Below are 24,354 nucleotides of genomic sequence, written 5' to 3' on the forward strand. Positions count from 1 at the left end.
CTACCCCCGCAGGTAGACCGTGGTGGTGTGGGTGAAGAACTCCCGTGCCGCCGCGCCCTGCTCCTTGGGCCCGTACCCTGACTTCTTCGCCCCGCCGAACGGCACGTGCGGGTCAGCCCCGGCCGACTCCGAGTTGACGTGCAGGATGCCCACATCGAGCGCGTCGACCGCCTCGAGCGCCGTGGCGATGTCCCGCGTGAACAGCGCCGCGGACAGCCCGAACTCCGAATCCTCGGCGAGCGCGAACGCCTCCTCCGTCGAGGCCGCGCGGCGCACCGCGAGCACCGGGCCGAACAGCTCCTCGCGCCAGGCCGTGTTCCCGCACGGGACGCACGACGCCGGCTGCTCGCCGGCCGCCGCGTGGTCGCCGACCGGGGAGCCGGCCCCGACCTCGAGGACTGTCGGCGGGACGAACGCGGACGGTGCGTCCCCGCCGTCGGACGCGGCGGGGGAGGGGCCGCGGTAGGCGACCGTCGCCCCCTCGGCCTCGGCGGCGGCGATCGCTGCCCGCACGCCCTCGGCCGCGGCCGGGGTGATGAGCGGCCCCATGTGCACGGACGGGTCGGTGGGATCGCCCAGGTGCCACGCGTCGAGCCGGGCCGTCAGGAGTGCGAGGAACTCGTCAGCGACCTCGTCGGCGACGATGAGCCGGGATGTCGCGGTGCACTTCTGACCGCTCGAGCGGAACGCGCCGAAGAGCACCTGTTCCGTGGCGAGGTCGAGGTCGGCATCGGCGAGGACGATCGCGGCGTTCTTCCCGCCCATCTCGCCCTGGAACGGCACCCCTCGGGAGGCGGCCTCGCCGGCGAGCATGCGGCCCACCCCGGTCGAACCGGTGAAGGAGAGCCCGTCGAGCCCGGGGTGCCGCACGAGTTCGGTGCCGAGGGCGCCGGGCCCGATCAGGAGGTTGAGCGCCCCGGCAGGCAGGCCGGCGCCGTCGAGCGCCTCAGCGAGCCGCACCGCGAGCAGCGGCACGGTAGAGGCCGGCTTCCAGACCACCGTGTTCCCGTAGACGAGCGCGGGCGCGATCTTCCAGGCCGGGATGGCGATGGGGAAGTTGAAGGGGGTCACGATCCCGACGACGCCGAGGGGCTTGCGGGTCACGAGGATCCGTTCGCCGCGGCGCGGGGACGCGAAGTGCTCGCCGGCCACGCGGTCGCCCTCGCCCGCGTAGTAGCGCAGGATCTGCGCCGCGCGCAGCACCTCCCCGGTGCCCTCGGCGAGCGTCTTGCCTTCTTCCCGCGCGAGCTCGAGGCCGAGCACGTCCGCCCGCTCCTCGAGCGCGGCCGCCGCGCGGGCCAGGACGGCGCCGCGGGCGTGGATCGGGGTGCGGGCCCACTCGCGCGCGGCGGCCCGGGCCGCGCGGACCGCGCGGTCGACGTCGGCCGGCACGGCCTGGGTGCCCTCGGCGACGACGTCATCCGGGCGTGCCGGGTTGCGGGAGGCGAGCGGCGCGCCGTTGCCCGCCGCCCACGTGCCGCCGATCAGGAGGCGCAGCGGGACGGGGAGTGCCGCGCCCGGGGCGACCAGCGCGCCGTCGTGCGCCGTGTCCATGCCCGCGCTCACCGGAAGGCCGCCTCTCCGGTGAGCTGCTGGCCGAGGATGAGGGTGTGGACCTCGTCGGTGCCCTCGTAGGTGCGCACGGATTCGAGGTTGTTGGCGTGCCGCAGGGGCGAGTGCTCGAGGGTGATGCCGTTGCCGCCGAGGATGGTGCGGGCCTCGCGGCAGATCTCGATGGCCTCGCGGCAGTTGTTGAGCTTGCCGACGGAGATCTGGTGGTGGGCGAGCTTCCCGGCGTCCTTGAGCCGGCCGAGGTGGAGGGCGAGGAGGAAGCCCTTGTTGATCTCCAGGGCCATGTCCACGAGCTTGGCCTGGGTGAGCTGGTAGCCGGCGAGGGGCCGGCCGAACTGGAGGCGCTCCTTGGAGTAGGCCAAGGCGTCCTCGAACGCGTCGCGGGCGGCGCCCATGGCGCCCCAGATGATGCCGTAGCGGGCCTCGTTCAGGCACGAGAAGGGGCCCTTGAGCCCGGTGACGTGGGGCAGGACGGCGTCGTGGGGGAGGCGTACCTCGTCGAGCTCGATCTCGCACTGGATGGAGGCGCGCATGGAGAGCTTGGGCTGGATCGGGGTGGCGGTGTAGCCGGGGGTCGCGGTGGGGACCACGAAGCCGCGCACGCCGGCGTCGGTCATGGCCCAGATGACGGCGACCTTGGCCACGTTCGCGAGGCCGATCCAGCGCTTGGTGCCGGTGAGGATCCAGTCCGCGGTGGGGCCGCTGCCGTCGCGGCGGGCGAAGGTGGTCATGGATCCGGGGTCGGAGCCGGCGGTGGGCTCGGTGAGGCCGAAGCAGCCGATCGCCTCGCCGGCGGCCATCTGCGGCAGCCATTCCTGCTTCTGGGCCTCGGAGCCGTGCTTGTGGATGGCGGACATGGCGAGGGAGCCCTGGACGGAGACGAACGTGCGCAGGCCCGAGTCGCCGGCCTCGAGCTCGGCGCCGGCGAGGCCGTACTCGACCGCCGAGCGGCCGGCGCAGCCGTACCCGTGCAGGTGCATGCCCAGCAGGCCGAGCTTGGCGAGTTCGGGGACGATCTCGAGCGGGAAGTACGCCTCCTCGTACCAGCGGGCGATGTTCGGCCGGATCTCGGCCCGCACGAACTCCCGGACCCTGTCGCGCAGGGTGAGTTCCTCGGACGTGAGGAGGGCGTCGAAGGAGATCAGGTCCGCGGGGTCCCGGTCGGGGGAGCTGTCGGTGCCTGCGGCGGTGTCCATGCCCGCAAGGCTAGCGGTGGCAGTCATGGCGGTGGGTTCCTTTCAAGAGTTGTGGGGTCTCTGGCGGGCGGTTGTGGGGTCTCTGGCCGTGACCAGAGACCCCACAACCCGCCGCCACGGACCCCTCACGGGGTGGGGGAGTCAGGTGCGCCGGGTTGGGGAGGCAGGTGCGTCGGGCTGGGGAGTCAGGTGCGGAGCCAGCGGACGACGTCGGCCGTGTCGGCCCCCAGCGCGGGAGGCGCCTCGGTCCGCGGCGGCAGCGGCGGCGTCCAGGTGATGGGGTGGCGCACCTGCCGGCCCACCGCGGCGCCGCTGCGGTCGCAGACCTCGACCGTGGGCGACAGCCCGAGCGATTCGGCGTAGTCGAGGCCCTCCCCGACGTCGGCCACGCGCCCGCACGGGATGCCGAGCGCGGTCAGCTTGTCCTGCCAGACCTCGGCGGAGGCACTGGAGAGCCCGGCCTCGAGCAGCGGGACGAGCTCGGCCCGGTGGGCCACCCGGGCCCTGTTCGTGGCGAAACGCGGGTCTTCGGCGAGCTCAGGGGCGCCGACCGCCTCGCACAGCCGCGCGAACTGCCCGTCGTTCCCCGCCGCGACGGCGAGGGGTGCGTCGGCGGTCGCGAGCAGCTGGTACGGCACGATCGAGGGGTGCTCGTTGCCCATCCGGCGCGGCACCACGCCGGCACCGAGGTACGCCTGGGCCTGGTTCGCCAGCGCGCCCTGGAGCGAGGAGAGCAGGTTCACCTCCACGCGCCGCCCCCGCCCGGTCCGGGCCCGTTCGGCCAGAGCCGCGAGGATGCCGATCGTGGCGTCCTTGGCGGTGAGCACGTCGACGAGCGCCACGCCGGCCTTCATCGGGCCGGCGCCGGGGGAGCCGTCCGCGGCACCGGTGATGGACATGAGCCCGCCGAGGGCTTGGACGATGAAGTCGTACCCCGGGAGGTCGCGCCCGCCCGCCGCGCCGAATCCGGAGATCGACGCGTACACCAGCCCCGGGTTCTCCGCCGCGAGCGAGGCGTACCCGAGCCCGAGCCCCTCGAGGCCTCCGGGCTTGAAGTTCTCCACGAGCACGTCGGCCCGCAGCGCGAGCTCCCGGGCGAGCGCGAGGCCTTCGGGATCGCCGAGGTCCAGCTCGACCGACTCCTTGTTCCGGTTCACGCTCTCGAAGTACGTCGAGCCGGTCTCGGAGAACGGCGGCCCCCAGTGCCGGGTGTCGTCCCCGGACCCGGGCCGCTCGACCTTCACCACCCGCGCCCCCAGATCCGCGAGCGTCATCGTGGCGAGGGGCCCGGCGAGCACCCGCGAGAAGTCGGCGACCAGCACCCCCTCGAGCGGGGCGGCCGCGGCGGAAACGCCCTGCGCTTCGGTCGTTGCCCTGCGCTCGAGACGGGGGTCCTGTCCGAAAGTGGGGGCACCTTCAGCTGTGGTTCGGGCGGACGACGTCGCGTGGTCGCCCCCCGCCAGCGCGGTCAACGCCGGCTCCGGGGCACGGCCCGCGCCGCCCCTCTCGGCCGCGGTCACGAGAGCGCCCCGCGGACCGCGCCCTCGAGCACTGCCAGGCCCTCCTCGAGGACCTCGGGCTCGATGCCGAGCGGCGGCAGGAGCCGGATCACGTTGCCGTGCGTCCCGCACGTGAGGGTCAGGACCCCGGCGGCGTTGGCCGCTGCGGCCGCGGCCTTCGCGATGTCGGCGCGGGGGCCGGAGGCGTCGCCGAACTCGACCGCCATCATGGCGCCGCGGCCCCGGACGGAGGCTACGCCGTCGTGCGCGAGGAGCGGCTCGAAGCGCGCCCGCACCGCGGCCTCGACGGCCCGCGCCCCGGCGAGCAGCGAGCCGTCCTCGAGGAGCTCGAAGACGGCGAGCGCGGCCTCGCACGCGACGGGGTTGCCCGCGTAGGTTCCGCCGAGCCCGCCCGGGTGGACGGCGTTCATGAGCTCGGCCCGGCCGGTGACGGCCGAGAGGGGCAGGCCCGCGCCGAGGGCCTTGGCGGAGAGGGTGATGTCCCCGGCCACGCCGTCGTGCTCGGAGGCGAACAGTACGCCCGTGCGGCCCATGCCGGCCTGGATCTCGTCGACCACGAGCACGATCCCGTGCCGGGTCGCGATCTCGCGCAGCCCGGGCAGGAATCCCGGCGCATGCACCACGAAGCCGCCCTCGCCCTGGAGGGGCTCGACGACCATCGCCGCGAACGTCTCGGCCCCGGCCGCGGCGAGGACGGCCTCCACCCCCGCGAGGGCCTCGGCGACGTGCGCCGCGGAGGCTGCCGGATCGGCCGGGGCGAGGTGCGCGGGCGCCGTCGGGCCTCGGAACACCGAGCCGGGGAGGGGGCCGAAGTTGAGGCGGTAGGGGTTCTCCTTGGCGGTCATGGCCATGGTCAGCTGCGTGCGGCCGTGGTAGGCCTCGTCGAAGACGAGGACATTCGGGCGCCGGGTGGCCGAGCGGGCGACCTTGACCGCGTTCTCGACCGCCTCCGCGCCCGTCGAGAAGAGGGCGGTGCGCTTGTCGAAGTCGCCCGGCGTGTGCTCGTTGAGCCAGCGGCACACGTCCACGAAGGAGGAGTACTCCGTGACCATGAAGCACGTGTGCGTGAAGCGGGCCAGCTGGGCGGCTGCGCGCTCCGCCACGCGCGGGTTCGCTGCGCCCACGCTCGTCACCGCGATGCCCGAGGCGAAGTCGATGATCCGGTTCCCGTCCACGTCCACGAGCAGCGCGCCCTCGGCCCGGTCGATGAACACCGGCAGCGTGACGCCGAAGCCCTCGGTGACGTGGCGGCGGCGCTCGGCCTCGAGCTCGCGCGAGCGCGGGCCCGGCAACTCGGTGGCGAGGCGGCGGGCGCGCTGCGGGACGGCGGCCGGATCGGCGGAGGGGGCAACGGGTGCGGCGGTCATGGGTCCTCCCGGCGTTGGGTTCATGTGGTTGGGACCACAGTAAGGAGGGGCTCGCGGGCGCGTCTCTGGACGTTCTGGCCCATACTTGGTTTCCATGAGACTGAATGCACAACGGAGTGCGCGAGGAACCGGGGTGCAGGGACGCCGCAGCCCGGCGCTCAGGCCGATGATCCCGGCCAGCGCGTGCCATCCTGCCCACGTTGCGCCTCGAGGGGCGCTCTCCAGCGGCGTGTCCCGCCGCGACACGCCGGTTCGGGTCGGCCAAGGTGGGCAGGAACGGACACCCGGGCCCGCGAACCCGGAGCAGCGGCGATGATCACGCTCGCCCAGCTCGCCGACGCGGCCCGCGGCGACCTGGTGCCCTACTGGCCGGTGCCCCTGCCGCGCGTGGAGCTCACGGGCGTGCACGTGTCCGAGCTCGAGGACCCCACGGTGTTCCTCGACGGGGGGGAACTGCTGCTCACGGTCGGCATGCAGCTGGCCGGCCGGGACGGCCCCGGGCGCGCCGAGGCGGCCCGCTCCTATGTGGCCCGGCTCGTGGCCGGCCGCGTCGCTGCCCTCGGGCTGGGCCTCGGATCGGGGCACAGCATGGTGCCCGACGAGCTGCGCACAGCGTGCGCTGAGGCTGGGCTGCCGCTGCTGACGGTTCCGCGCGAGTCGCCGTTCCTCGCCGTCTCCCGCGCGTACTGGGAGCTCGTCCGCCGCGGTGGCGAGGCCGAGCTCACCGCCCTGCTCGGGCTCCAGGTCGCCCTCACGCGGGCGGCCTCGAGGGACGACGCCGAGCCCGCCATCGTGCGCGAGCTCGCCCACGCGCTGGGCACCTGGGTGGCCTACCTGCCGGGCGACGGCAGGGCGGCCTCGTGCGCGGGGGCGGACGGCGCGACCGCGGCCCTCCTCGACGACCTGCGCCGGGAGGCGGCCGCGCTGCGCGCAGCGGGGCGGGGCGCCACCGCGACGGTGCAGCTTGCGGCGGGCCCGGCCGCGCTGTACCCCGTGGAGCCAGGTGCGGGCGCCTACCTCGCGGTGGGCCGCGGCGGGCAGCTCGCCCCCGCCGAGCGCCACCTGTTCCTCACCGCGTCGACCCTCCTGGCCCACCGGGCCGCGGGGCTGCGCCGGGCGGAGGAGGAGCGTGCCCGCGGTGACGGCATGCTCGTGGCCCTGGTCCTCTCCGGGCACGACGACGCCGCCCGTCTCCTCGCGGGGCAGATGGGCGCCGCGCTGCCCGAGTCGGTGTTCCTCGCGGTGCTGGTCCCGGGCGAGGAGCGGTACCGACTGCGGACCGGCGCGCTCGCCACCGAGGAGGGGGGCCTGCAGCACGTGCTCCTGGCAGCCGATGCGCCGAGGCCGTCGCTTCCCGACGGCGCGCACGGAGCCTGGGGCGGCCCGGTGCCGCTGCGGCGCGTGCGGGAGATCGCGGCCCAGGTGGCAGAGGCCGCCGGACATGCCCCCGCCGGGACGGTGGTCCGGGTGGGGCATGGGCTCGAGCTGCCCGCCGACGAGTGGGCGGAGGCGCTCGCGGGCGCGGGCGGGGAGCTATTGCCCACGGTGCGCGCCTATCTCAAGCACCGCGGCCACTGGGAGGCCACGGCGCGGGAGCTCGGTGTGCACCGCAACTCCGTGCGCCACCGGATGGCCCGCGCCGGGGAGCTGCTCGGCGTCGACGTCGACGACCCGGACGTGGCCGCGCACCTCTGGCTCGCCCTGCGGGCCTGAGCGTCCCGGCGCTCCGACCAGGTCCGGCCGGGCGGGGCGAAGGACCGTAGCCCGGAGCCCTGTGACGGAGAAGACTTGGCACAGGACGGCAACGGGCTGGGAGCGACCGTCCCGCAGTGCAATAGTTGAAGAGTCAACCAAATGGGTCGACGCCGGTTTCCCCGAGGAGCTGTCATGGCAAGCACCACTCCCGCCCCGGCCCGGGCCACGTTCCAAGGCAACGACAGGCTGCTCTTGGGCATCGTGCTCGGTGTCATCACCTTCTGGCTGTTCGCCGGCACCATGGGCACGGTCGCCCCCAACATCCTCGCCGACGTCAACGGCGCCTACTCGGACCCGGTCAAGAAGACGTGGGCCAACCCGCTGGTCTCCGTCGATGCGATGAACCTCGCCGTGTCCATCACCGCGCTGTTCTCGGGAATGTTCATCGTGGTCGCCGGAGGCCTCGCCGACCGGGTCGGCCGGGTGCGCATCGCGCTCATCGGCAACGGGCTGGGGATCCTGGGCTCGCTCCTCATCGTCTTCGCGGCCGGCCCCGCCGCACTGGCCCTCATGCTCGGCGGCCGCGCAGTCCAGGGCCTCTCCGCCGCCTGCATCATGCCGGCGACCATGGCGCTCGTGAAGGCCTACTGGGACGGCCCGGCCCGCCAGCGCGCCGTCTCGATGTGGTCCATCGGCTCTTGGGGCGGCTCCGGGCTTGCCGCGATCTTCGGCGGGTACATGGCCACGCTCGTGAACTGGCGCTGGATCTTCGTGGTCTCGATCGCCGTCTCCGTCATCGCGATCCTGCTCATGCGGGGAACGCCGGAGAGCAAGGTCGCCCAGACCGGGAAGTTCACCCTGGATGTGGCGGGCATCGGCGTCTTCATGGCCTCGATGCTCGCGCTCATGATCGTGCTGATCTTCGGGTCGAAGATCGGCTGGGGCTCGCCCGTCACCATCGTCCTGTTCATCGTCGCAGTCGTGGGGCTGTTCCTCCTCGTGCGGCTCGAACGGCGCGCTCCCAGGCCGTTCATCGACTTCGCGCTCTTCAGGAACCGGACGTTCACGGGCGCGACGCTGTCCAACTTCCTCCTCAACGGCACCATCGGCCTGCTCATCGTCACCCAGCAGCTCCTGCAGATCGGCGGCGGACTGAAGGCATCGGACGCCGGCCTCCTCACGCTCGGCTACGGCATCACGATCATCGCGTTCATCCGCCTCGGCGAGAAGCTGCTCCAGCGGTTCGGGCCCCGTCAGCCCATGATCTGGGGTTCGGCCATCGTGGGCGTCGCTGCCATCCTCCTCATGCCCACCAACCTCCTGCTCAGCGAGTACCGCTGGCTCGCCGTGGTCGCCTACATCCTCTTCGGCCTCGGCCTCGCCTTCTACGCCACCCCGTCGACTGATGCGGCGCTGGCCAACCTCCCGGCTGACCAGGCGGGCGCGGGCGCGGGCATCTACAAGATGGCGTCCTCGCTGGGCAGCGCAATCGGCGCCGCGGTCTCCCTGGCCCTGTTCACGGCCTTCAGCAGTTCCGGTGCCCAGTTCGTCGGCGACGTGCTCGTCAACCAGGGCCGCACCGACAACACGGCCGTCCGCGAGGCCGCCGTGATCGCGCTCGCCTTCAATCTCGTCATGGTGGTCATCGCGATCGTCTCGATCCTCGTGACGGTCCCGAAAGGCAGGGAACAGGCGGAGGGGTCAGACTAGGTCCTGCAAGGACCAGGCGGCACGAGAACTGCAGGAAGAGGAACACCATGGCATCGACCGAATCCGCGCGCACCATCCTGTCCGGCCAGGACGCACTCCGGGACTGGCAGGAGGAGCTGTACAGGGACTTCCACCGCCATCCCGAGCTGAGCCACCATGAGGAGCGCACCTCGGGGATCGTCGCCGAGCAGCTCTCCGGCCTCGGGTACGAGGTCCACTCCAAGGTGGGCGGCACCGGCGTCGTCGGAATCCTCGCGAACGGTGACGGACCCACCGTCCTGCTCCGCGCGGACATGGATGCCCTGCCGGTCAAGGAGGCGACCGGCCTCGACTACGCGAGCACCGCCGTCGCCACCGACGACGCCGGCAGCCAGACCCCGGTGATGCACGCGTGCGGACACGATGTCCACATCAGCACGCTCCTGGGCGCGGCGAGGCTGTTCGCCGAGCGGCGCGACACCTGGGCCGGGACGCTCATCGCGCTGTTCCAGCCCGCGGAGGAGCTCGGCGACGGCGCGAAGACGATGGTCGACGGCGGGCTCGCCAGCCTGATCCCCACGCCGGACGTCGCCCTCGCCCAGCACGTCCTCGTGCACCCGGCGGGCACGGTGGGCCCGCACCCGGGCCCGTTCCTGTCGATGGCGGACAGCGTCCGCATCACGCTCTACGGCCGCGGCAGCCACGGCTCGATGCCGCACCTGTCCATCGATCCTGCGGTGCTGGCCTCCATGGTCGTGGTGCGGCTCCAGAGCGTCGTGGCGCGCGAGGTCCAGCCCGGCGAGTTCGCCGTCCTCACGGTGGGCAGGATCGCGGTCGGCGCCAAGAGCAACATCATCGACGACCACGCCGTCCTCGAGCTCAACATCCGCACCTACAGCCAGCCCATCCGGGACCAGCTCCTGGCCGCGATCGAGCGGATCGCGAAGGCCGAGTCGGCCGCGTCGGGCTCGCCCAAGGAGCCGGAGATCGAGGTCTACAACAGCTACCCGCTCACGGACAACGACGCCGACGCGACCGCGAGGATCACCGCCGCGTTCGAGGACTTCTTCCCGGCCGGCACGGTCCAGGACTTCGGCCGCCAGACGGCCAGCGAGGACTTCAGCGACGTCCCCACCGCGCTCGGCGTGCCCTACACCTACTGGGGCGTTGGCGGAACCGACGCCGCGGTGTACGCGGCGGCCGAGGACGCCGGGACGGTCAGCTCGCTGCCCGCGAACCACTCGCCGATGTTCGCCCCCGTCCTGCAGCCGACGCTGTCCGCGGGGACCGCCGCGCTCGTGGTCGCGGCCTCGGCGTGGCTGGGCAGGGCCTGAGTCCCACCCACCGCCGCGACGCACGACGCCGGGGCCGCACCTTCCGGGGCGCGGCCCCGGTCCGCGACGGGGCAGGCAGCCGCTGCTAGGCAGCCGGTGTCCGGATGAGCTTCTTGTTCACGAACTCTTCCATCCCGAAGCGGCCCAGCTCTCGGCCTACACCGGAGCGCTTGACGCCGCCGAACGGGAGGTCCTCCTGGGAGTCGGCTACGGCGTTGATGAAGACCATTCCCGTCTCCAGCCGGTCGGCGAGGGCCTGTGCAGCCGAGACGTCAGGGCTGTACACCGATCCGCCGAGCCCGTACGGCGAGGAGTTCGCGAGCTCCACGGCCTCGTCGGCGTCCCGGACTCTGTAGACCACCGCCACGGGGCCGAAGAGTTCCTCGGAGTACGCCCGCATCTGAGGAGTGACGTCTGTGAGGACGGTGGGCTGGACGAACGCGCCGGGACCGTCGAGGAGCGCGCCGCCGGTGCGGAGGGTTGCGCCCTTGTCGACGGCATCGCGAACCTGCCCGATGAGCTCCTCCGCCGCGGCACGGGAAGAGACCGGGCCGAAGCGGGTGGCGCGGTCGAGGGGGTCGCCCGGGCTGATTGCCGCCATCCTGGCAGTGAACTTCTCCACGAACGCCTCGTAGAGTTCCTCGACCACGATGAAGCGCTTCGACGCCGTACAGGCCTGCCCGGCGTTGGACATGCGGCCGCCGACAGCATCCCGAACCGTTGCGTCCAGATCGTCCGTGGCGAGGACGATGAACGGGTCGGAGCCGCCGAGCTCGAGGACGAACTTCTTCAGGTTTCGCCCGGCCACCTCGGCGACAGCGGCACCGGCCCGCTCCGAGCCAGTGAGGGAGACGCCCTGCAGGCGGGGGTCCGCAATGAGATCGGCGATCTGGCCGTTGGTCGCGAAGAGGTTCTGGTAGACGCCCGGCGGGAGGCCCGCGTCGTCGAAGATCTCCTGGATGGCCAGCGCGGACTCCGGGCAGTTCCGCGCGTGCTTGAGGAGGATCGTATTGCCGAGCATGAGGTTCGGCGCCGCGAAGCGGGCCACCTGGTAGTAGGGGTAGTTCCACGGCATGATGCCGAGCAGCGGCCCGATCGGTGCCGAGCGGATGACTGCCTCGCCGCCGCCGCGCACCGAGAGGTGCTCGTCCGCCATGAAGGCCGGCCCGTGGTCCGCGTAGTAGTCATAGATGTCCGCGACGAGGCTGACCTCGCCCTCGCCCTGACGGACGGGCTTGCCCATCTCCCGGGCTATGGCCCGCGCCAGTTCGCTGGCGCGCTCGCGGTAGAGCGCGCCGACGCGGCGGAGCACGGCGCTGCGCTCGGCGGTGTCGGTGAGGCTCCACTTCTCGAAGGCGGCGTGGCTGGCGGCGGCCGCTGCGCAGACCGCATCGTCGGTGGCGGCGTCGAACTCGGCGGTGACCTCGCCGCTGGCAGGGGAGGTCGTACGGTAGTAGCTCATAGGCTTGAAACTAGAGCCCGCATCGCTAAAAATCTAGGTTTAGAGGATTTATTTTCCGGCGCTGTGGCGCCCCGACCCGAAGCAGGACCGTGCCCCCTTCGACCGCCTTCCAGTCCCAGATCTACCGGCCCCTGCCGGAGATGGAGCGCGCCGACTCGATCGTCGACCGGATCTCCACGGGAATCGTGCTCGGGATGCTCCGCGTGGGCGAGCGGCTGCCGGCCGAGGCTGAGCTGTCCGAGAAGTTCGGCGTCGCCGCCGCAACGCTGCGCGACGCGCTCGCCGAGTTGCGCGAGCAGGGAGTCGTCGAGACCCGCCGCGGGCGCAACGGCGGGACCTTCATCGTCAGGCCGCCCACGACGTCGGCGGAGGAGATGCGCACGCAGCTCACCGCCGCATCGATCGCAGATCTGCGCGACTTCGGCGACGAGCACGCGGCGGTCGCCGCTGAAACGGTCCGTCTCGCGTGCGAGCGGGCGGAGGCCTATGAGGTCGAGCGACTCCTCGAACTGGGCCGCGCTCTCGTCTTCTCCGATACCCCCCAAGGGCGTGCGCAGGCCGACAGCCGCTTCCACATTGAGCTGGCCGTCACCGCACAGTCGCCGAGGCTCACCTCCGCCGAGATCAGGCTGCAGGCGGAGTCGGTCCAGATCGTCTGGGCGCCACTGGCAGGCACCTTCGATGGCGAGCAGGCGACCGCGGAGCACCTCGCACTCGTGAGGGCCATCGCGGAGGACCGCCCGGACGACGCACAGCGACTTGTCAGACTGCACATCAGGCGTGCGGTCCACCACCTGATCGACATGAAGCTCGCGCTCGAGTACAGCTCCGGCGCATCCCTGGACGGTGCCCATGACTAGAACCGGAGACCCCATGACCCTTGCCCGAGGCGACGGAAGCGTGGCCGAGATCGCAGGCTGGTTCCGCCACGCCGCAGAGGAAGTAGCGGCCTTCGCTGACGCGGTCGCCGACGATCTGCAGGGCCGGCTCGGAATCCGTGACAGGGTCAGTCCCCGCGACCTGACGGGACTCGAAGGACTCTCGGGCGAGTTCCTTGCGACCCACCCGTTTGCCATCGCCGCGGGTGCGATCTTCTCACCGGAGGTGGTCTCCGATGGCGCGCGCGTCCTCGAATGGTGGGTAGCCCAGCCCGAGGGGCGGCCCAGCAAGCTCGTCCTGGACCTCACGCCCGGTGGTCCCCGCTACTACGACTACGAGAGGCTGCCCTTCTTCACGACCGCGCTGGCCACCGGCGAGCAGACCATCTGGGGCCCCTACGTCGACTACCTGGGATCGGACGAGTACATCCTCACCCACACGGCGCCGATCGCGGTCGGCCGCCGGCTCGCTGCAGTGGTGGGCTATGACATGCGGATCCGGGACCTGGAGTCCGCCATCATGCCGGCCCTGCGCGCGATCTCGGGCGACGCCGCCCTCCTGAACGCCTCCGGACGCGTGGTCGTGGGGAACTCCGGCCGCTATCTCGTGGGCGAGAGGGTGCGCGACGAGCCGCGGGATGCGGTCATCACACCGCTGGATGCGGCCGGGCTCGGTTTCAGCGTCCTCACCCAACGCTGAGGAAGCCTCGCCGCAGACCCCTGTGGAGACACAGAAGGAGCCGCCCTCGCGCCATGTGACTGGCACGACGGCGGCCCCTCGGCCCACCCGGGCCCGTCACGTCAGCGGAGCACGGGTTCCTCCGGCGGGGTGTCCTCGCCTGCCGTGACGCCGGCTCTGGCAGCCGCTTGGGCGGCGAAGACCCGGAAGAGGGCCCTCCGATCCTCCTCAGGTCCCTGCGGGTCCTCAGGATGCCACTGGAGGCCGACGACCCACGTGCGCCCCGGATGCTCAGTTCCCTCGACCACCCCGTCGTGGGCCCGTGCCGTGACCCGCAGCCCCGGCGCGACGAGTCCCACGGCCTGATGGTGTCCCGAGCGCACGACGGCCCGGGTGCGGCCGTAGATGCCGGCGACCTTGCTGCCCTCCGTCAGGCAGACTTCCTCGTCGAGGAAGAGCGGTTCTCCGGGTCCGCCCTTGTGCAGGTCCGATGGCACGAGATCGGGCACGAGGGTGCCGCCGAGTGCGACGTTGAGCAGCTGCGAGCCTCGGCACAGGGCCAAGAGCGGCTGGTCGGCGTCGAAGGACTGGCGCAGGAGGCCGATGCAGAAGACATCGGCGGCAGGGTCCACGCCGTACTCGTGGGGCACCGGGCCGGTGTGCCCGTAGAGGGACGAGTCGACGTCGCCGCCGCCGAGGAACAGGACGCCGTCGGCCCCGGCCACCCGCGACGGGGCGCCCGGGTCCCGCAGCGCGCTGTCCACGAGGAAGGGCGCCGCGCCCTGGTCCACGAGTTCCTGGAAGGCCGCGCGCGTGAAGGCCTCCATGATGGCGTGGGCCTCCGGTCCCATACCCGGGAACGTCATGGAGACGACCACGGCGATGCGCGGCGCGTCAGGCGCGAGGCGGTCCACGCCCTCGGGCATCACGTCTTCCCACCGGACGGCGAGCTGTCCGCCATTCATGCTGTCGCCACCGCGAAGTGGGAGCGCGACGCGCGTTCGGCAGCATGCTCGACTACCCACCGGAACAGCGCATGATCCGTCGCAGAGGCCGCCGCGAGGTCCTCCGGGTGCCACTGGACGGCCAGCACCTCGGCGCCGGGCAGCTCGAGCGCCTCGACCACCTCATCCTCGGCGTGGCCGGCGACGCGGAGTCCTTCCCCGAGGGCGCCCACCGCCTGATGGTGGTAGCTCGAGGCCTGGACCGCCAGGCAGCCGACCGCGGCGTGCAGGAGCGAGCCCTCCTGCACGCGGACGCGGTGCACCTCGCCCCGGTGCTGGACGCCGCTGGGCTCGAGGTGCTGCACGAGCGTGCCGCCGCGGCCCACGTTGAGCAGCTGCATGCCGCGGCAGATCGCGAGCAGGGGGACGTCCTGCCGGAGGCACGCCTCGATGATTCCGAGCTCGAACGCGTCCTGCCCCTCGTAATCGGCGGGTGCGTGCTCCGGGTGCGGCGCCTGCCCGTAGAGGGCCGGGCTGATGTCCGAGCCGCCGGGAAGCACCACGCCGTCCACGCGCCGCACCTGACCCGCTGGGCCGTCCGCGCTTGACGGGAACAGGATGACGGGCTCGCCGCCAGCCCGGTCGATCGAGCGGAGCACCTCGACAGCGACGGCCACGCCCGCGAAGCGGAGGCCCCGGATGTCTGCAGACCACATGCCCGGGACGCCGATGAGGGGACGCGCCGTCATGCCGGGACGCCTTGAGCGAGGGGGAAGGGCAGATGCGGCATCCACTCGGCCCAGACGGCACCGAGACGCCCGTCCCCGATCACGGCCGCGAGCGCACCATCGAGCCGCTCGCGCAGCAGCGGATTGTCCTTCGCCACGCCCACACCCCAACGGTTGCCGGTGCGGACGGTGAACGCCACGTCATAGGCCGGATCGTCGCCGAGTGGGACGGTCACGACGTCGTCGTCCACCATCGCGTCCACCTCGCCCTCGCGCAGGGCGCGGAGCATGTCTCCGAACACGTCCTCACCGGTGAAGGCGACGGGCGTCGCACCGTCGAACGTCACGGCCAGCCGCATGTTCGCGCTGCCCTCGATCGCCGCGACCCGGTAGCCGTCGAGTTCCCAGCGGCTGCGGGCTGGGTCGCCCTTGCGGACCAGGACAGTCTCGTCGAAGACCGCGTAGGGATCCGTGAAGTCGACCACGGCCTCACGCTCGGGGATGATCCCCTGGCCGCACCACACCGCATCGACACGGTGTTCGGCGACCGCCGCCAGCATGTCGTCCCACGCGAGGTACACCCACTGGATGGCCAGACCGAGTTCGCCGGCTACGAGCTCCGCGGCGGCCGGCTCGTAGCCGCGACGCACGCCATCCCGGTCCCGCAGACCGAACAGCGGCGGCGCGTCGGAGTCGATGCAGGCCAACTGCAGGACCCCGGGGACGAGGGTGCCGCCATCCGAGAGGTCCTTGAGGGGGGTCGCGCGGCTCACGGGATCGTCTCCCAGTACATCTCGCGGTCCCACTCAGTGATGGCGCCGCAGTACCGGGCCCACTCCTCCTGCTTGAGCTGCGTGTAGATCGCCACGAGATCGCCGGGCAGGCGGCCGGTGAGGGTCGTGTCCTCGACGAACGCCTCGATCGCGTCCCCCAGCGTGAGCGGGAGCTGGCCGCCGACTGCGGGCAGCCCCGAGCCGCCGTCGTCGGGCGCCCCTGGGTCGAGGCGGCGCTCGAGGCCGTCCTCCATCGCCGCGAGGATGAGGGTGTGCGAGAGGTACGGGTTCACTGCCGCATCCGGCACGCGGTACTCCATCCGCCCGTTGGCGGAGATCCGGACGAGGCAGCCGCGGGAGTCGAGGCCCCAGTTCGCGGTGCTCGGAGCGAACTGGCCGGCGTCCCAGAAGCGCTTGTAGGAGTTGACGGTGGAGGCCATGACGGCCATCGAGCCGCGCGCGTGGGCCAAGAGGCCGCCGATCGCGTGCTTCGCGGTCTCTGAGACGTGCAGTTCGACCCGACCGGCGTCCTCCGTGACGTTCGTGTCCCCGCTCCACAGGCTCAGGTTGTGGTGGCAGCCGTTGCCCATCTGGCCGTTGTAGGGCTTGGGCATGAAGCTCGCCGTGACGCCGAACTCGCGGGCCACCTGCTTGCAGATCTGGCGGTACGTCACGAGGCGGTCCGCGGTGTTCTCGATGCGGTCGTACATCCAGTTGAGCTCGATCTGGCCGTCGTCCTCGTAGTCGCCCTCGATCATGTCCAGGCCCATCGCCTGTGCGTAGGTGACGAGCTGCTTGTAGATGGGACGCATGCGTTCGAGGTTCTCCACCTGGTACGCCGGGCTCGATCCCGGCTTCTTGACGACCTCGAGGCCTGGGCCTTCCCACGTCATCTCCGGTTCCGTGCCCGAGCGGACCTCGTACCCCGTGCGCGCCGTGAACTCGGAGTGGGAGCGGATCAGCAGGGAACGCGTGTCGAGGGCGAGAACGCGGCCGCCGACCTCGGGCAGGTGCGGGGGCTCATAGGCCGTGCAGAAGATGCGGGCGACTGAGGTGTCCCACGGAAGGACGACGAACGTGTCCGGCTCGGGCAGGCCCCAGAACTCGCGTGCCTCGATCCCACCGCCGATCAGGTTTCCGTGGCGGTCGTTCTGCAGATCGGACAGGGCCGTGCGGTGGAACGCAATGCCCTTCTCGAGGTTGCGGCGGAAGTGGTGGGCAGGGACCATCTTGGCCACCATGCGCGAGCCGATGGTCGGGAGGGCGTAGTAGATGTACTCGACACCGGCGGCCTCGATCTTCTCACCGAGTTCGCGGACGGTCTCCGGGCGGAGGTTCCGCTCACGGTGCTCGGCAAAGGCATTGCGGTCGCCGAGGGCACCCTGGTGGGCGGCTGGGGCGATGTCCTGGAGGGTCATCTTCGGGCTCTTTCCGTCAGGCCCCGCGTCTGGGCGCGGGGCAGGGCTGGACTGTGGTGCCGCTCAGGCGGCAGGGGAGGGCACTGGTCAGACTGGGACCGGGCTCAGATCGTCGAGGACGGCCTGCCGGTATCGCAGGTGGCGGTCAGCGGGTACAGCGGCCGACACCACGCCGATGAGCCGGCCTGCGCGCCGGTAGGCGAGCGCGACCCCGTCCGCGGGCTGGGCGGGATCCCCTTCGAGGACCTCGACCTCGTCGGCAAGTCCGGGGCTCCCGACCCCCTGGATCCTCAGGCCGAACAGGTCGGTCCAGAAGGAGGGCAGAGGAGCGTCCGCCGCGGGCGGCTCGGCTCCGCGGAGCGCGGCGACCAGGGCCGGGGCGGCGATCTTGGCCGTGTCCGTGGGAGTGGCCCAGTGTTCGATCCGGCGGGCAGGGCCGTGCGTGATCCGGTCGGGGTAGCGGGCAACGTCCCCCACGGTGACGACGAGGCCGCCGAGCACGGCGCCGTGCTCGTCCTGGACCCGCATCGACGCGTCGCAGAGCACACCGTCGGAGAGGTCGAGTCCGTTGCCGTGGAGCCACTCGACGTTGGGGGCGGAGCCGACGGCCTCGACCACGACGTCTGCGCCGAGGACCGAGCCGTCCGACAGCCGGACACCGCCGCAGCGGGTGCCGCGGCCGCTCCCGAGGAACTCGGCGACCCGAGCGGAGGGGATGCATTCCACACCGCGGGAGCGCATGAGGTCCCGGACACCGGCGGAGAGGCGGCTGCCGACTGAACGCTCCATGGGTCCGCTCGACCCCTCCACCAGGGTGACCCGGCAGCCCAGCCCGACGGCGGTGGCCGCTACCTCGCACCCGATGAACCCCGCACCGACCACCACGGCCCGCGCACCGGGCACGAGTTCGGGGCGGAGGCCGAGCGTGTCATCGAGCGAGCGGACCACGTGGCGCCCGGCCAGCGGGCCAGGCGCGGGAACACGCGCTGGACGCAGGCCCGTCGCGACCACGAGGCCGTCGAATTCAAGGGCCGAGCCGTCGTCAAAGGTGACGGTGCGCCCGGGGAGGTCTGCCGCGACGGCGGCGGCCCCGAGCCGCCACGTGATCCCGGTGGCGCTGCGCCGGGGCCGGAACGCGAGGGCGGCATGCGCCTCCGCGGCGCTGCCCGCAGCCGCGAGCGCGGCCTTGGACAGCGGCGGCCGGTTGTACGGCATGTGGGCCTCATCGCCGGCGACGACGATGTCGCCCTCCCAGCCAGCGCTGCGGAGCTGCTCGGCCGCGCGGAGGCCGCCGAGGGATGCTCCGATGACGACGATGCGCCGCCGGGCTTCTTCAGTTTCCACGGCTAGTCCTTGAGGAAGATGGCCTGGAGCGGGCAGACGTCGATGGCCTCCTCGACTTCCTCCAGGAGCGCGTCGTCGAAGGTCTCCTCGTACTCGAGGATGCCGTCGGCGTTCATGCGGAAGATCTCCGGGGCAGCGATGGCGCACTGGCCATGGTTGTCGCAGAGAGAGCGGTCAACGGTGATGGAGGGCATGGTGCTTCCTTTCAAGATCAGGTCGGGACGGCGCCTTCAGGCGCGCTTGTCGAAGGCGACGGGGAGCCGGACGGGGCCGGTGTTGCCGGAGTCGGGCAGCCACTCGTCGCCGCCCGCCAACCGGATGTTCGTCATCCTGCGGGCCAGGAGCGGGAGCGCCTCGCTCATGTCCGCACGGGCCACAAAGTGGCCGAGGCAGTGGTGCACCCCGCCGCCGAAGCCGTAGTGCGGGGCGTGCTCGGCAAGCAGGTCGATCTCGGGGTTGGGGAATGCGCGGGGGTCCGTGCCCGAGGACTGCGTGAAGAGGTGCACCGTGGTGCCCTTGGCGATGGAGAGCCCTGCGAACTCGAAGTCCTCGATGGCCTCACGGGTGACCCACGTGACGGTCGGGTTGGTGCGCATGACCTCCTCGACCGCCTTCCCGCCCAGGTCCGGGCGCTCGGCGAGGAGCTCCCACTGCGCTGGGTTGCGGATGAAGGACTGCATCGCCAGGCCCAGCTGGTTGCGCGTGGTGTCCATGCCGCCGAAGATCAGCAGCACGAGGGCGTTGCGGAGCTCCTCGTCGCTGAGCCGGTCACCGTCACGGCTGGCGAGCACGAGGCGGCTCACGAAGTCCTCGCCCGGGCTGGCCTGGCGGTCGCGGATGAGCTCCTCGGCGTAGGCGTAGAGTTCGGCGACTGCGGCCTCGACTTTGTCGAGGTCGCGCTTGAAGGTCACGCCGAGCGCGAGGCCCACGGTCGAGGCCAGTCGGGCGATCGTGGGCCATTCTGACTCGGGGATGCCGAGCAGGATGGTCAGGACGCGGGTTGCATAGGGCTCTGCGAAGTCGCGCACGAACTCGCATTCGCCGGAGTCGATGAACGCGTCGACCAGCTCGTGGGCCAGCTCCTGGAAGCGGGGGACGAGCTCCTTGATGAGCTTCGGTGAGAATGCCGGATTGAGGAGGCGGCGGATGCGGTGGTGGTCCTCGCCTTCGAGGACCAGAAGATTCTTGGTCCACCAGTCGTAGAAGAGGCCGCCATGGACGCCGTTGTGCTCGGGCCACTTCTTGCTGCCCTGGGAGAGTTTGGGGCTCTTCAGCAGCGTGCTGACTTCTTGGTAGCGCAGGACGGCGATGCCGTAGTTGGTGCGTGCGTACCAGTTGGCCTCGCGGGCGGTACGGAGCTGCTCCGACTGCATGGCGAAGGTCGGGTCCGAGATGTCCAGGTAGGGCGCGTCGAGATGGGCGTCGATGCTCATGGCGGCATCCTTTCGGTGGTGCTGGGGTGGAGGGCGGTGCCGGCCGCGGCGCACGGGGCCGCGGCCGGCACGGATCAGGCGTGCGCGTCCGCTGCCGGAGCGTCCCCGCGGAGGTAGGGCTTCTTGATCGCCATGTAGATGGCTCCCACGGCAATCACTGCCACCGTGGAGATCAGGACGATCCAGTTCTGCCACCAGTCCACGTCGGGAGTGCGCGGCCAGGCCATGTTGACCATGCCGAGCACGCCCCAGACCAAGGCGAGCACGTTGACCGGGATGGCCCACCGGCCGAGGGCGAACTTGCCGGCAGGCTTCCAGCCCCGCAGCCGTGCCCTCAGTGCGGCGAGGACCACCATCTGGAATCCGAGGTACATGCCCATGGCGGCGAAGGAGATGATCGCAACGAGCGCGTCTGCCGAGAGCTTCGAGGCGAGCACGACCGCAGCCGGGAACAGCGCGGCGACGAGGAGCGAATACGGCGGAACGTGGCGCTTCTCGCTGAATTTTCCGAGGATTCCGCTGAAGGGCAGGATCCCGTCGCGGGCCATGGCGTAGGAGAGGCGGCTGGCCGCAGCCTGAAGGCTCAAGACGCAGGAGATGAAGGAGATGAGCACCACGCCGAGGACCACGTGGTAGCCGACGGGGCCGAATGCGTTCTCGAGCACAGTGCTCAGCGGATCCGCATCCTCGCCGGAGATGACCTTGCCGAGATCCGGCACGGCAAGGATGAGCGAGAAGCACACGAACATGGCTGCGGCGCCGCCGATGTAGATCGTGGTGCGCATCGCCTTCGGGATCGTGCGTCCAGGATTGGGGACTTCCTCGGCAACGTCGCCGCAGGCCTCGAACCCGTAGTACTGGAAGATGCCGATAAGGCCCGCGGCCGCGAAGGCGAAGAAGTAGTTCGAGCCGTTGCCTGCGCCGAAGGAGTTGAAGAGGACCGAGAGGTCCTGGTGCCGGTTGGCGACGAGGAGCCACACGCCCACGGCGACGGCGCCGCAGAGCTCGGCAATCAGGCCGATCATGGCTACGCGGTTGAGGATCTTGGTGCCCATGAGGTTGAGCACCGTGGCGAGGGCGATGAGGACCAGGGCTGCCGCAATCGTGGTGTCGACGTTCGACTCCATTCCGAGGAAGCCTGCCAGGTAGGGGCCAGCCCCGTAGGCGACGGATGCGATGGTGGTCAGGAGGGCGACGAGATAGACCCATCCGCTCATCCACGCCCACTTGCGGCCCCAGAGCCTGCGGGTCCATGGGTAGATGCCGCCCGCGACCGGGTAGTTCGAGACGACCTCACCGAAGATGAGCGCGACGAAGAGCTGTCCGAGTCCCACCACGACCAGCGACCAGAACATCGGTGGTCCGGCGATGCCGAGTGAGACGGAGAAGAGCGAGTAGATGCCGACAACCGGCGAGAGATAGGTGAAGCCGAGTGAGACGTTCCCCCAGAACGTCATCTCGCGCTTGAAGGTGGTGTCATAGGAATAGCCCAAGGACGCCAGGTGCGCGGTGTCCTCGTCGTGCTGCTCGAGCTGACCTGCGCCCGGAGCCTGCGGGGCAGGCTCAGCGGTGTCAGTTGTCACGGTGCCTCCTAGTGGGGCGGATAAGGGCTGGGGGTGTCCGGAACCACAGAGGCCTGTGACGCGAACCACAGGCTCCGGGTCTAAAAACTATAAACATGGATGATTTAGATTGGCAAGGGCCTCGGCGGGAGTGGCATCCCCAGCCTGTGCACGCCGACCCCGGCGGGACGCCCTTGGGCCGTAGGGCTCCTCCCGCAAGAGCGGGAGTCCCCTTTTCATCTGCAAACGCATGTTTTAGAGTGAGGTCGCACGGCCCTCGTTCCCACGCTCGCCGCCCCACGCCTGCGCATCCAAGACGGACCGCACAAGGTCGCGTCGCTCGCCAGTGCAGTTCATCCATCGCGCCTGCCCGCCCGCTCACGCATCCTGACGGGGCACTGTGATCGGCGCCACGCCGATCGCCCCGGATGGAACGGAGATCCGCATGCAGGCACCAGACAACTTGGCTGCGCCCACCCGACCAGAGGCGGAGGGGGGCGCGGACCGGACAACGGCGTCCGGCCGTGCGAGCCTCAGGCCGCGGCACCTGACGATGATCGCCCTGGGCGGCATCATCGGGGCGAGCCTCTTCGTGGGCTCCGGCTCGGTGATCCGCAGCGTGGGGCCGGCCGCCCTGCTCTCGTACGCGATCGGCGGGACGCTCGTGGTCCTCGTGATGCGCATGCTCGGCGAGATGTCCACGAACCGCCCGGTCGTCGGCTCCTTCATGGAGTACGCCCGGGAGGGGCTCGGCAACTGGGCCGGGTTCACGATCGGCTGGCTCTACTGGTACTTCTGGGTCGGCGTGGTCGCCTTCGAGGCGGTCGTCGTCGGCCGGATCTTCCACGAGTGGTTCCCGGCGGTGCCGGACTGGACGTTCGCGCTCGCCGGCATGCTCGTCTTCACGGCCACGAACCTGATGTCCCTGCGCTCCTTCGGGGAGACGGAGTTCTGGCTCGCATCGATCAAGGTGACCACCATCGTGGTGTTCCTCGGAGTCGGCGCGCTCTATGTCTTCGGCGTCATCCCCGGCTCCACCGGCTCGGTCGCCCACCTGGCGGACCACGGCTTCATGCCGCACGGCTGGACGGCGGTGTTCAACGGCGTCGCCGTCGTCATCTTCAGCTACTTCGGCACCGAGATCGTCACCATGGCCGCCGCCGAGTCCGACCAGCCCGCCCGCGCCGTGGCACGGTCGACCAACACGGTGGTCTGGCGCATCCTGCTCTTCTACGTCGGCTCGGTGGCGATCCTCCTCATGGTGGTCCCCTGGGACGAGCTCCCCGCCAAGGCCAGCCCGTTCGCGTTCGCCTTCGGCCGGTTCGGCCTCCCCGGCGCCGAGCAGGTCATGAACGCCGTGGTGCTCACCGCCGCGCTCTCTGTGCTCAATTCCGGCCTCTACTCGGGCTCGCGCATGCTGTTCGCCCTCGCGCGGCACGGCTACGCCCCGCGCTGGGTCGAGGACCGGAACGGGGCGGGTGTGCCGTGGAAGGCCATCCTCCTCTCCACGGTGGTGGGCTACGGGGCGATCGCCGCGAACTACGCCGCGCCCAGGGACGTCTTCGACTTCATCATGAACTCCGCCGGCTGCGTGGCCCTCTTCGTCTACGCCTTCGTGGCGCTCACGCAGTGGCGCCTGCGCAACCGGATGAGCGCCCAGGAGCGCGCCGGACTGACCCTGAAGATGTGGCTGCACCCGTGGCTCAACGCGGTGGTCCTGGCCGCGGTCGGGCTCATCGTGGTCCTCATGGCCCTCGACCCGGACGCCGCACCCCAGGTCTGGCTGAGCCTCGGCGCGCTCGCGCTGCTGCTGGTCGTGTACCCGTTCGTGCGGCGGCGGGCCAAGACCCGCTCAGCCGGCACCCGCTCGGCCGGCACCCGCTCGGCCGGTGCCGCGGCGCACGACGGCGAGTCGTCGCCGTCGGCGGCTCCGCCCGCCTGAGTGCCCGGCGGCCCCCTGGAGGAGGCCACCCTAGGCCGCGGCGGGGATCCTCCCGCCCAGGAGCCGGGTGGCCTCCTCTGCGGCCGCGAGCAGAGGTTCGACCCAGGACTCGCACACGTCCCGCGGCATCCGCGCGGTGGGGCCCATGACGCTGAGGGCGCCGAAGAGCTCGGTCTGGGGGCCGAAGATGGGCGCGGAGAGGCCGCTCGCGCTCGTGACGCGCTCGCCGATGGTGATGGCGTAGCCCTCGGCCCGCGTCTGCGCGACGGCCCGCTTGAGCTCGTCCGGGCTGGTGATCGTCTGGTCGGTGATCGCGCTCAGCCCGGATGCGTAGACCTCGTCTGCGAGCTGCGGGCTCCACGCGAGGAGGACCCGGCCCGCCGATCCGACGTGGAGCGGCATGATGCTCCCCACCTCGACTGCGCGCCGGAGAATGTGCCGGGTCTCCGCCAGTGCCACGCACACCCGCTGGCGCTCGGAGGCCCTGAAGACGCACACGGTCTCGGTGAGCTGGTCCCGGAGCCGCTGCAGCACGGGCGTGATGAGCTCGAGGTAGTCGAGGCCCTGGGTGGCGGGGGCGGCCCAGTGCGCGACCCGGAGGCCGACCCGGTACTTGTCGCCGTGCCGGTCCAGGAGCCCTTCCTGGGCCATGTTCGCCACGAGGCGCTGCACGGTCGAGTGCGGGATGCCGGTGACCGAACGGATCTCGGCCAGTCCTAGCTCAGGGCGCGCCAGCGAGAAGGAGCTCAGGATCGCCGTGATCTTCTTCAGCACCAGGAGCGGCGTCGCCCCGGTGTCGCGGTCGGTCATGGCTTGAG

At 71.4% G+C, this 24,354-nt stretch carries 20 protein-coding genes; 6 read left to right on the top strand and 14 right to left on the bottom strand.

The features are described 5' to 3' along the window. The 4 genes from ACYVKZ_RS00970 to ACYVKZ_RS00985 all read right to left on the bottom strand — a co-directional run bounded on the left by ACYVKZ_RS00970 (position 1) and on the right by ACYVKZ_RS00985 (position 5,655). Positions 1–1,566 carry an aldehyde dehydrogenase family protein gene (locus ACYVKZ_RS00970; protein WP_460990167.1) on the bottom strand — a complete coding sequence of 522 codons (1,566 nt, stop codon included), beginning with the start codon at positions 1,564–1,566 and terminating at the stop codon, positions 1–3. Beyond that, complete coding sequence (locus ACYVKZ_RS00975; protein WP_460990203.1) at positions 1,563–2,768, bottom strand: acyl-CoA dehydrogenase family protein; 1,206 nt, start codon at positions 2,766–2,768, stop codon at positions 1,563–1,565. Before ACYVKZ_RS00975 ends, ACYVKZ_RS00970 begins: the two co-directional genes overlap by 4 nt. A gap of 185 nt (positions 2,769–2,953) precedes the next feature. After that, complete coding sequence (locus tag ACYVKZ_RS00980; RefSeq protein ID WP_460990204.1) at positions 2,954–4,042, bottom strand: CaiB/BaiF CoA transferase family protein; 1,089 nt, start codon at positions 4,040–4,042, stop codon at positions 2,954–2,956. A 242-nt stretch (positions 4,043–4,284) separates the two neighbouring features. Beyond that, positions 4,285–5,655: an aminotransferase class III-fold pyridoxal phosphate-dependent enzyme gene (locus ACYVKZ_RS00985; protein ID WP_460990168.1), complete on the bottom strand. Its 1,371-nt coding sequence runs from the start codon at positions 5,653–5,655 to the stop codon at positions 4,285–4,287. A 312-nt stretch (positions 5,656–5,967) separates the two neighbouring features. Between ACYVKZ_RS00985 and ACYVKZ_RS00990 the strand changes: the two genes are divergently transcribed. From ACYVKZ_RS00990 to ACYVKZ_RS01000, 3 genes are all read left to right on the top strand, one after another. After that, positions 5,968–7,368 carry a PucR family transcriptional regulator gene (locus ACYVKZ_RS00990; protein ID WP_460990169.1) on the top strand — a complete coding sequence of 467 codons (1,401 nt, stop codon included), beginning with the start codon at positions 5,968–5,970 and terminating at the stop codon, positions 7,366–7,368. A 174-nt stretch (positions 7,369–7,542) separates the two neighbouring features. Beyond that, entirely contained in the window at positions 7,543–9,060 is a 1,518-nt protein-coding gene (locus tag ACYVKZ_RS00995) for an MFS transporter (RefSeq protein ID WP_460990170.1), read from the top strand. 47 nt (positions 9,061–9,107) lie between these two features. Next, the gene (locus ACYVKZ_RS01000; RefSeq protein ID WP_460990171.1) at positions 9,108–10,373 is read left to right on the top strand and encodes an amidohydrolase; all 1,266 of its coding nucleotides are present in this window, start codon (positions 9,108–9,110) and stop codon (positions 10,371–10,373) included. Between the two features lie 85 nt (positions 10,374–10,458). Here ACYVKZ_RS01000 and ACYVKZ_RS01005 read toward each other — a convergent pair whose 3' ends face one another. Next, positions 10,459–11,835 (bottom strand): NAD-dependent succinate-semialdehyde dehydrogenase, encoded by a 1,377-nt coding sequence (locus tag ACYVKZ_RS01005; protein ID WP_460990172.1) that lies wholly within the window; start codon positions 11,833–11,835, stop codon positions 10,459–10,461. Between the two features lie 89 nt (positions 11,836–11,924). Here ACYVKZ_RS01005 and ACYVKZ_RS01010 point away from each other — a divergent pair, with 89 nt between their 5' ends. Together ACYVKZ_RS01010 and ACYVKZ_RS01015 are read left to right on the top strand one after the other, a co-directional pair. After that, entirely contained in the window at positions 11,925–12,695 is a 771-nt protein-coding gene (locus tag ACYVKZ_RS01010; RefSeq protein ID WP_460990173.1) for a FadR/GntR family transcriptional regulator, read from the top strand. Positions 12,696–12,708: 13 nt separating this feature from the next. Further along, the gene (locus ACYVKZ_RS01015) at positions 12,709–13,413 is read left to right on the top strand and encodes a cache domain-containing protein (RefSeq protein ID WP_460990174.1); all 705 of its coding nucleotides are present in this window, start codon (positions 12,709–12,711) and stop codon (positions 13,411–13,413) included. 101 nt (positions 13,414–13,514) lie between these two features. Here the strand turns inward: ACYVKZ_RS01015 and ACYVKZ_RS01020 are convergent, their stop codons facing one another. From ACYVKZ_RS01020 to ACYVKZ_RS01055, 8 genes are all read right to left on the bottom strand, one after another. Continuing rightward, complete coding sequence (locus ACYVKZ_RS01020) at positions 13,515–14,357, bottom strand: gamma-glutamyl-gamma-aminobutyrate hydrolase family protein (protein ID WP_460990175.1); 843 nt, start codon at positions 14,355–14,357, stop codon at positions 13,515–13,517. After that, positions 14,354–15,085 carry a gamma-glutamyl-gamma-aminobutyrate hydrolase family protein gene (locus ACYVKZ_RS01025; RefSeq protein WP_460990176.1) on the bottom strand — a complete coding sequence of 244 codons (732 nt, stop codon included), beginning with the start codon at positions 15,083–15,085 and terminating at the stop codon, positions 14,354–14,356. Before ACYVKZ_RS01025 ends, ACYVKZ_RS01020 begins: the two co-directional genes overlap by 4 nt. Then, positions 15,082–15,837: a substrate-binding periplasmic protein gene (locus tag ACYVKZ_RS01030; protein WP_460990177.1), complete on the bottom strand. Its 756-nt coding sequence runs from the start codon at positions 15,835–15,837 to the stop codon at positions 15,082–15,084. Before ACYVKZ_RS01030 ends, ACYVKZ_RS01025 begins: the two co-directional genes overlap by 4 nt. Then, positions 15,834–17,255, bottom strand: coding sequence for a glutamine synthetase family protein (locus tag ACYVKZ_RS01035; RefSeq protein ID WP_460990178.1), 1,422 nt, complete (start codon positions 17,253–17,255; stop codon positions 15,834–15,836). The genes ACYVKZ_RS01030 and ACYVKZ_RS01035 overlap by 4 nt, the downstream gene beginning before the upstream one ends. An 87-nt stretch (positions 17,256–17,342) precedes the next feature. Then, the gene (locus ACYVKZ_RS01040) at positions 17,343–18,599 is read right to left on the bottom strand and encodes an NAD(P)/FAD-dependent oxidoreductase (protein ID WP_460990179.1); all 1,257 of its coding nucleotides are present in this window, start codon (positions 18,597–18,599) and stop codon (positions 17,343–17,345) included. Positions 18,600–18,601: 2 nt separating this feature from the next. After that, positions 18,602–18,793 (bottom strand): ferredoxin, encoded by a 192-nt coding sequence (locus ACYVKZ_RS01045; protein WP_460990180.1) that lies wholly within the window; start codon positions 18,791–18,793, stop codon positions 18,602–18,604. 36 nt (positions 18,794–18,829) lie between these two features. Next, the gene (locus ACYVKZ_RS01050; protein ID WP_460990181.1) at positions 18,830–20,032 is read right to left on the bottom strand and encodes a cytochrome P450; all 1,203 of its coding nucleotides are present in this window, start codon (positions 20,030–20,032) and stop codon (positions 18,830–18,832) included. Positions 20,033–20,106: 74 nt separating this feature from the next. Beyond that, entirely contained in the window at positions 20,107–21,615 is a 1,509-nt protein-coding gene (locus ACYVKZ_RS01055; protein WP_460990182.1) for an APC family permease, read from the bottom strand. 424 nt (positions 21,616–22,039) lie between these two features. Here ACYVKZ_RS01055 and ACYVKZ_RS01060 point away from each other — a divergent pair, with 424 nt between their 5' ends. Next, positions 22,040–23,536, top strand: a complete 1,497-nt coding sequence (locus ACYVKZ_RS01060) for an amino acid permease (RefSeq protein ID WP_460990183.1) — start codon at positions 22,040–22,042, stop codon at positions 23,534–23,536. A 30-nt stretch (positions 23,537–23,566) separates the two neighbouring features. Here the strand turns inward: ACYVKZ_RS01060 and ACYVKZ_RS01065 are convergent, their stop codons facing one another. Beyond that, positions 23,567–24,346 (bottom strand): IclR family transcriptional regulator, encoded by a 780-nt coding sequence (locus ACYVKZ_RS01065; RefSeq protein WP_460990184.1) that lies wholly within the window; start codon positions 24,344–24,346, stop codon positions 23,567–23,569. Positions 24,347–24,354: the final 8 nt, after the last annotated feature.

The organism is Sinomonas soli, assembly GCF_054782415.1.

Excerpts from the sequence above, each read along its gene's own strand:
- ACYVKZ_RS01045 (WP_460990180.1), bottom strand. The coding sequence starts at position 18,793 with ATGCCCTCCATCACCGTTGACCGCTCTCTCTGCGACAACCATGGCCAG.
- ACYVKZ_RS01025 (WP_460990176.1), bottom strand. The coding sequence starts at position 15,085 with ATGACGGCGCGTCCCCTCATCGGCGTCCCGGGCATGTGGTCTGCAGAC.
- ACYVKZ_RS00995 (WP_460990170.1), top strand. The coding sequence starts at position 7,543 with ATGGCAAGCACCACTCCCGCCCCGGCCCGGGCCACGTTCCAAGGCAAC.
- ACYVKZ_RS00985 (WP_460990168.1), bottom strand. The coding sequence starts at position 5,655 with ATGACCGCCGCACCCGTTGCCCCCTCCGCCGATCCGGCCGCCGTCCCG.
- ACYVKZ_RS00975 (WP_460990203.1), bottom strand. The coding sequence starts at position 2,768 with ATGGACACCGCCGCAGGCACCGACAGCTCCCCCGACCGGGACCCCGCG.
- ACYVKZ_RS01015 (WP_460990174.1), top strand. The coding sequence starts at position 12,709 with ATGACCCTTGCCCGAGGCGACGGAAGCGTGGCCGAGATCGCAGGCTGG.
- ACYVKZ_RS01020 (WP_460990175.1), bottom strand. The coding sequence starts at position 14,357 with ATGAATGGCGGACAGCTCGCCGTCCGGTGGGAAGACGTGATGCCCGAG.
- ACYVKZ_RS01005 (WP_460990172.1), bottom strand. The coding sequence starts at position 11,835 with ATGAGCTACTACCGTACGACCTCCCCTGCCAGCGGCGAGGTCACCGCC.
- ACYVKZ_RS01000 (WP_460990171.1), top strand. The coding sequence starts at position 9,108 with ATGGCATCGACCGAATCCGCGCGCACCATCCTGTCCGGCCAGGACGCA.
- ACYVKZ_RS00980 (WP_460990204.1), bottom strand. The coding sequence starts at position 4,042 with ATGACGCTCGCGGATCTGGGGGCGCGGGTGGTGAAGGTCGAGCGGCCC.
- ACYVKZ_RS01060 (WP_460990183.1), top strand. The coding sequence starts at position 22,040 with ATGCAGGCACCAGACAACTTGGCTGCGCCCACCCGACCAGAGGCGGAG.
- ACYVKZ_RS01050 (WP_460990181.1), bottom strand. The coding sequence starts at position 20,032 with ATGAGCATCGACGCCCATCTCGACGCGCCCTACCTGGACATCTCGGAC.
- ACYVKZ_RS00990 (WP_460990169.1), top strand. The coding sequence starts at position 5,968 with ATGATCACGCTCGCCCAGCTCGCCGACGCGGCCCGCGGCGACCTGGTG.
- ACYVKZ_RS01035 (WP_460990178.1), bottom strand. The coding sequence starts at position 17,255 with ATGACCCTCCAGGACATCGCCCCAGCCGCCCACCAGGGTGCCCTCGGC.
- ACYVKZ_RS01065 (WP_460990184.1), bottom strand. The coding sequence starts at position 24,346 with ATGACCGACCGCGACACCGGGGCGACGCCGCTCCTGGTGCTGAAGAAG.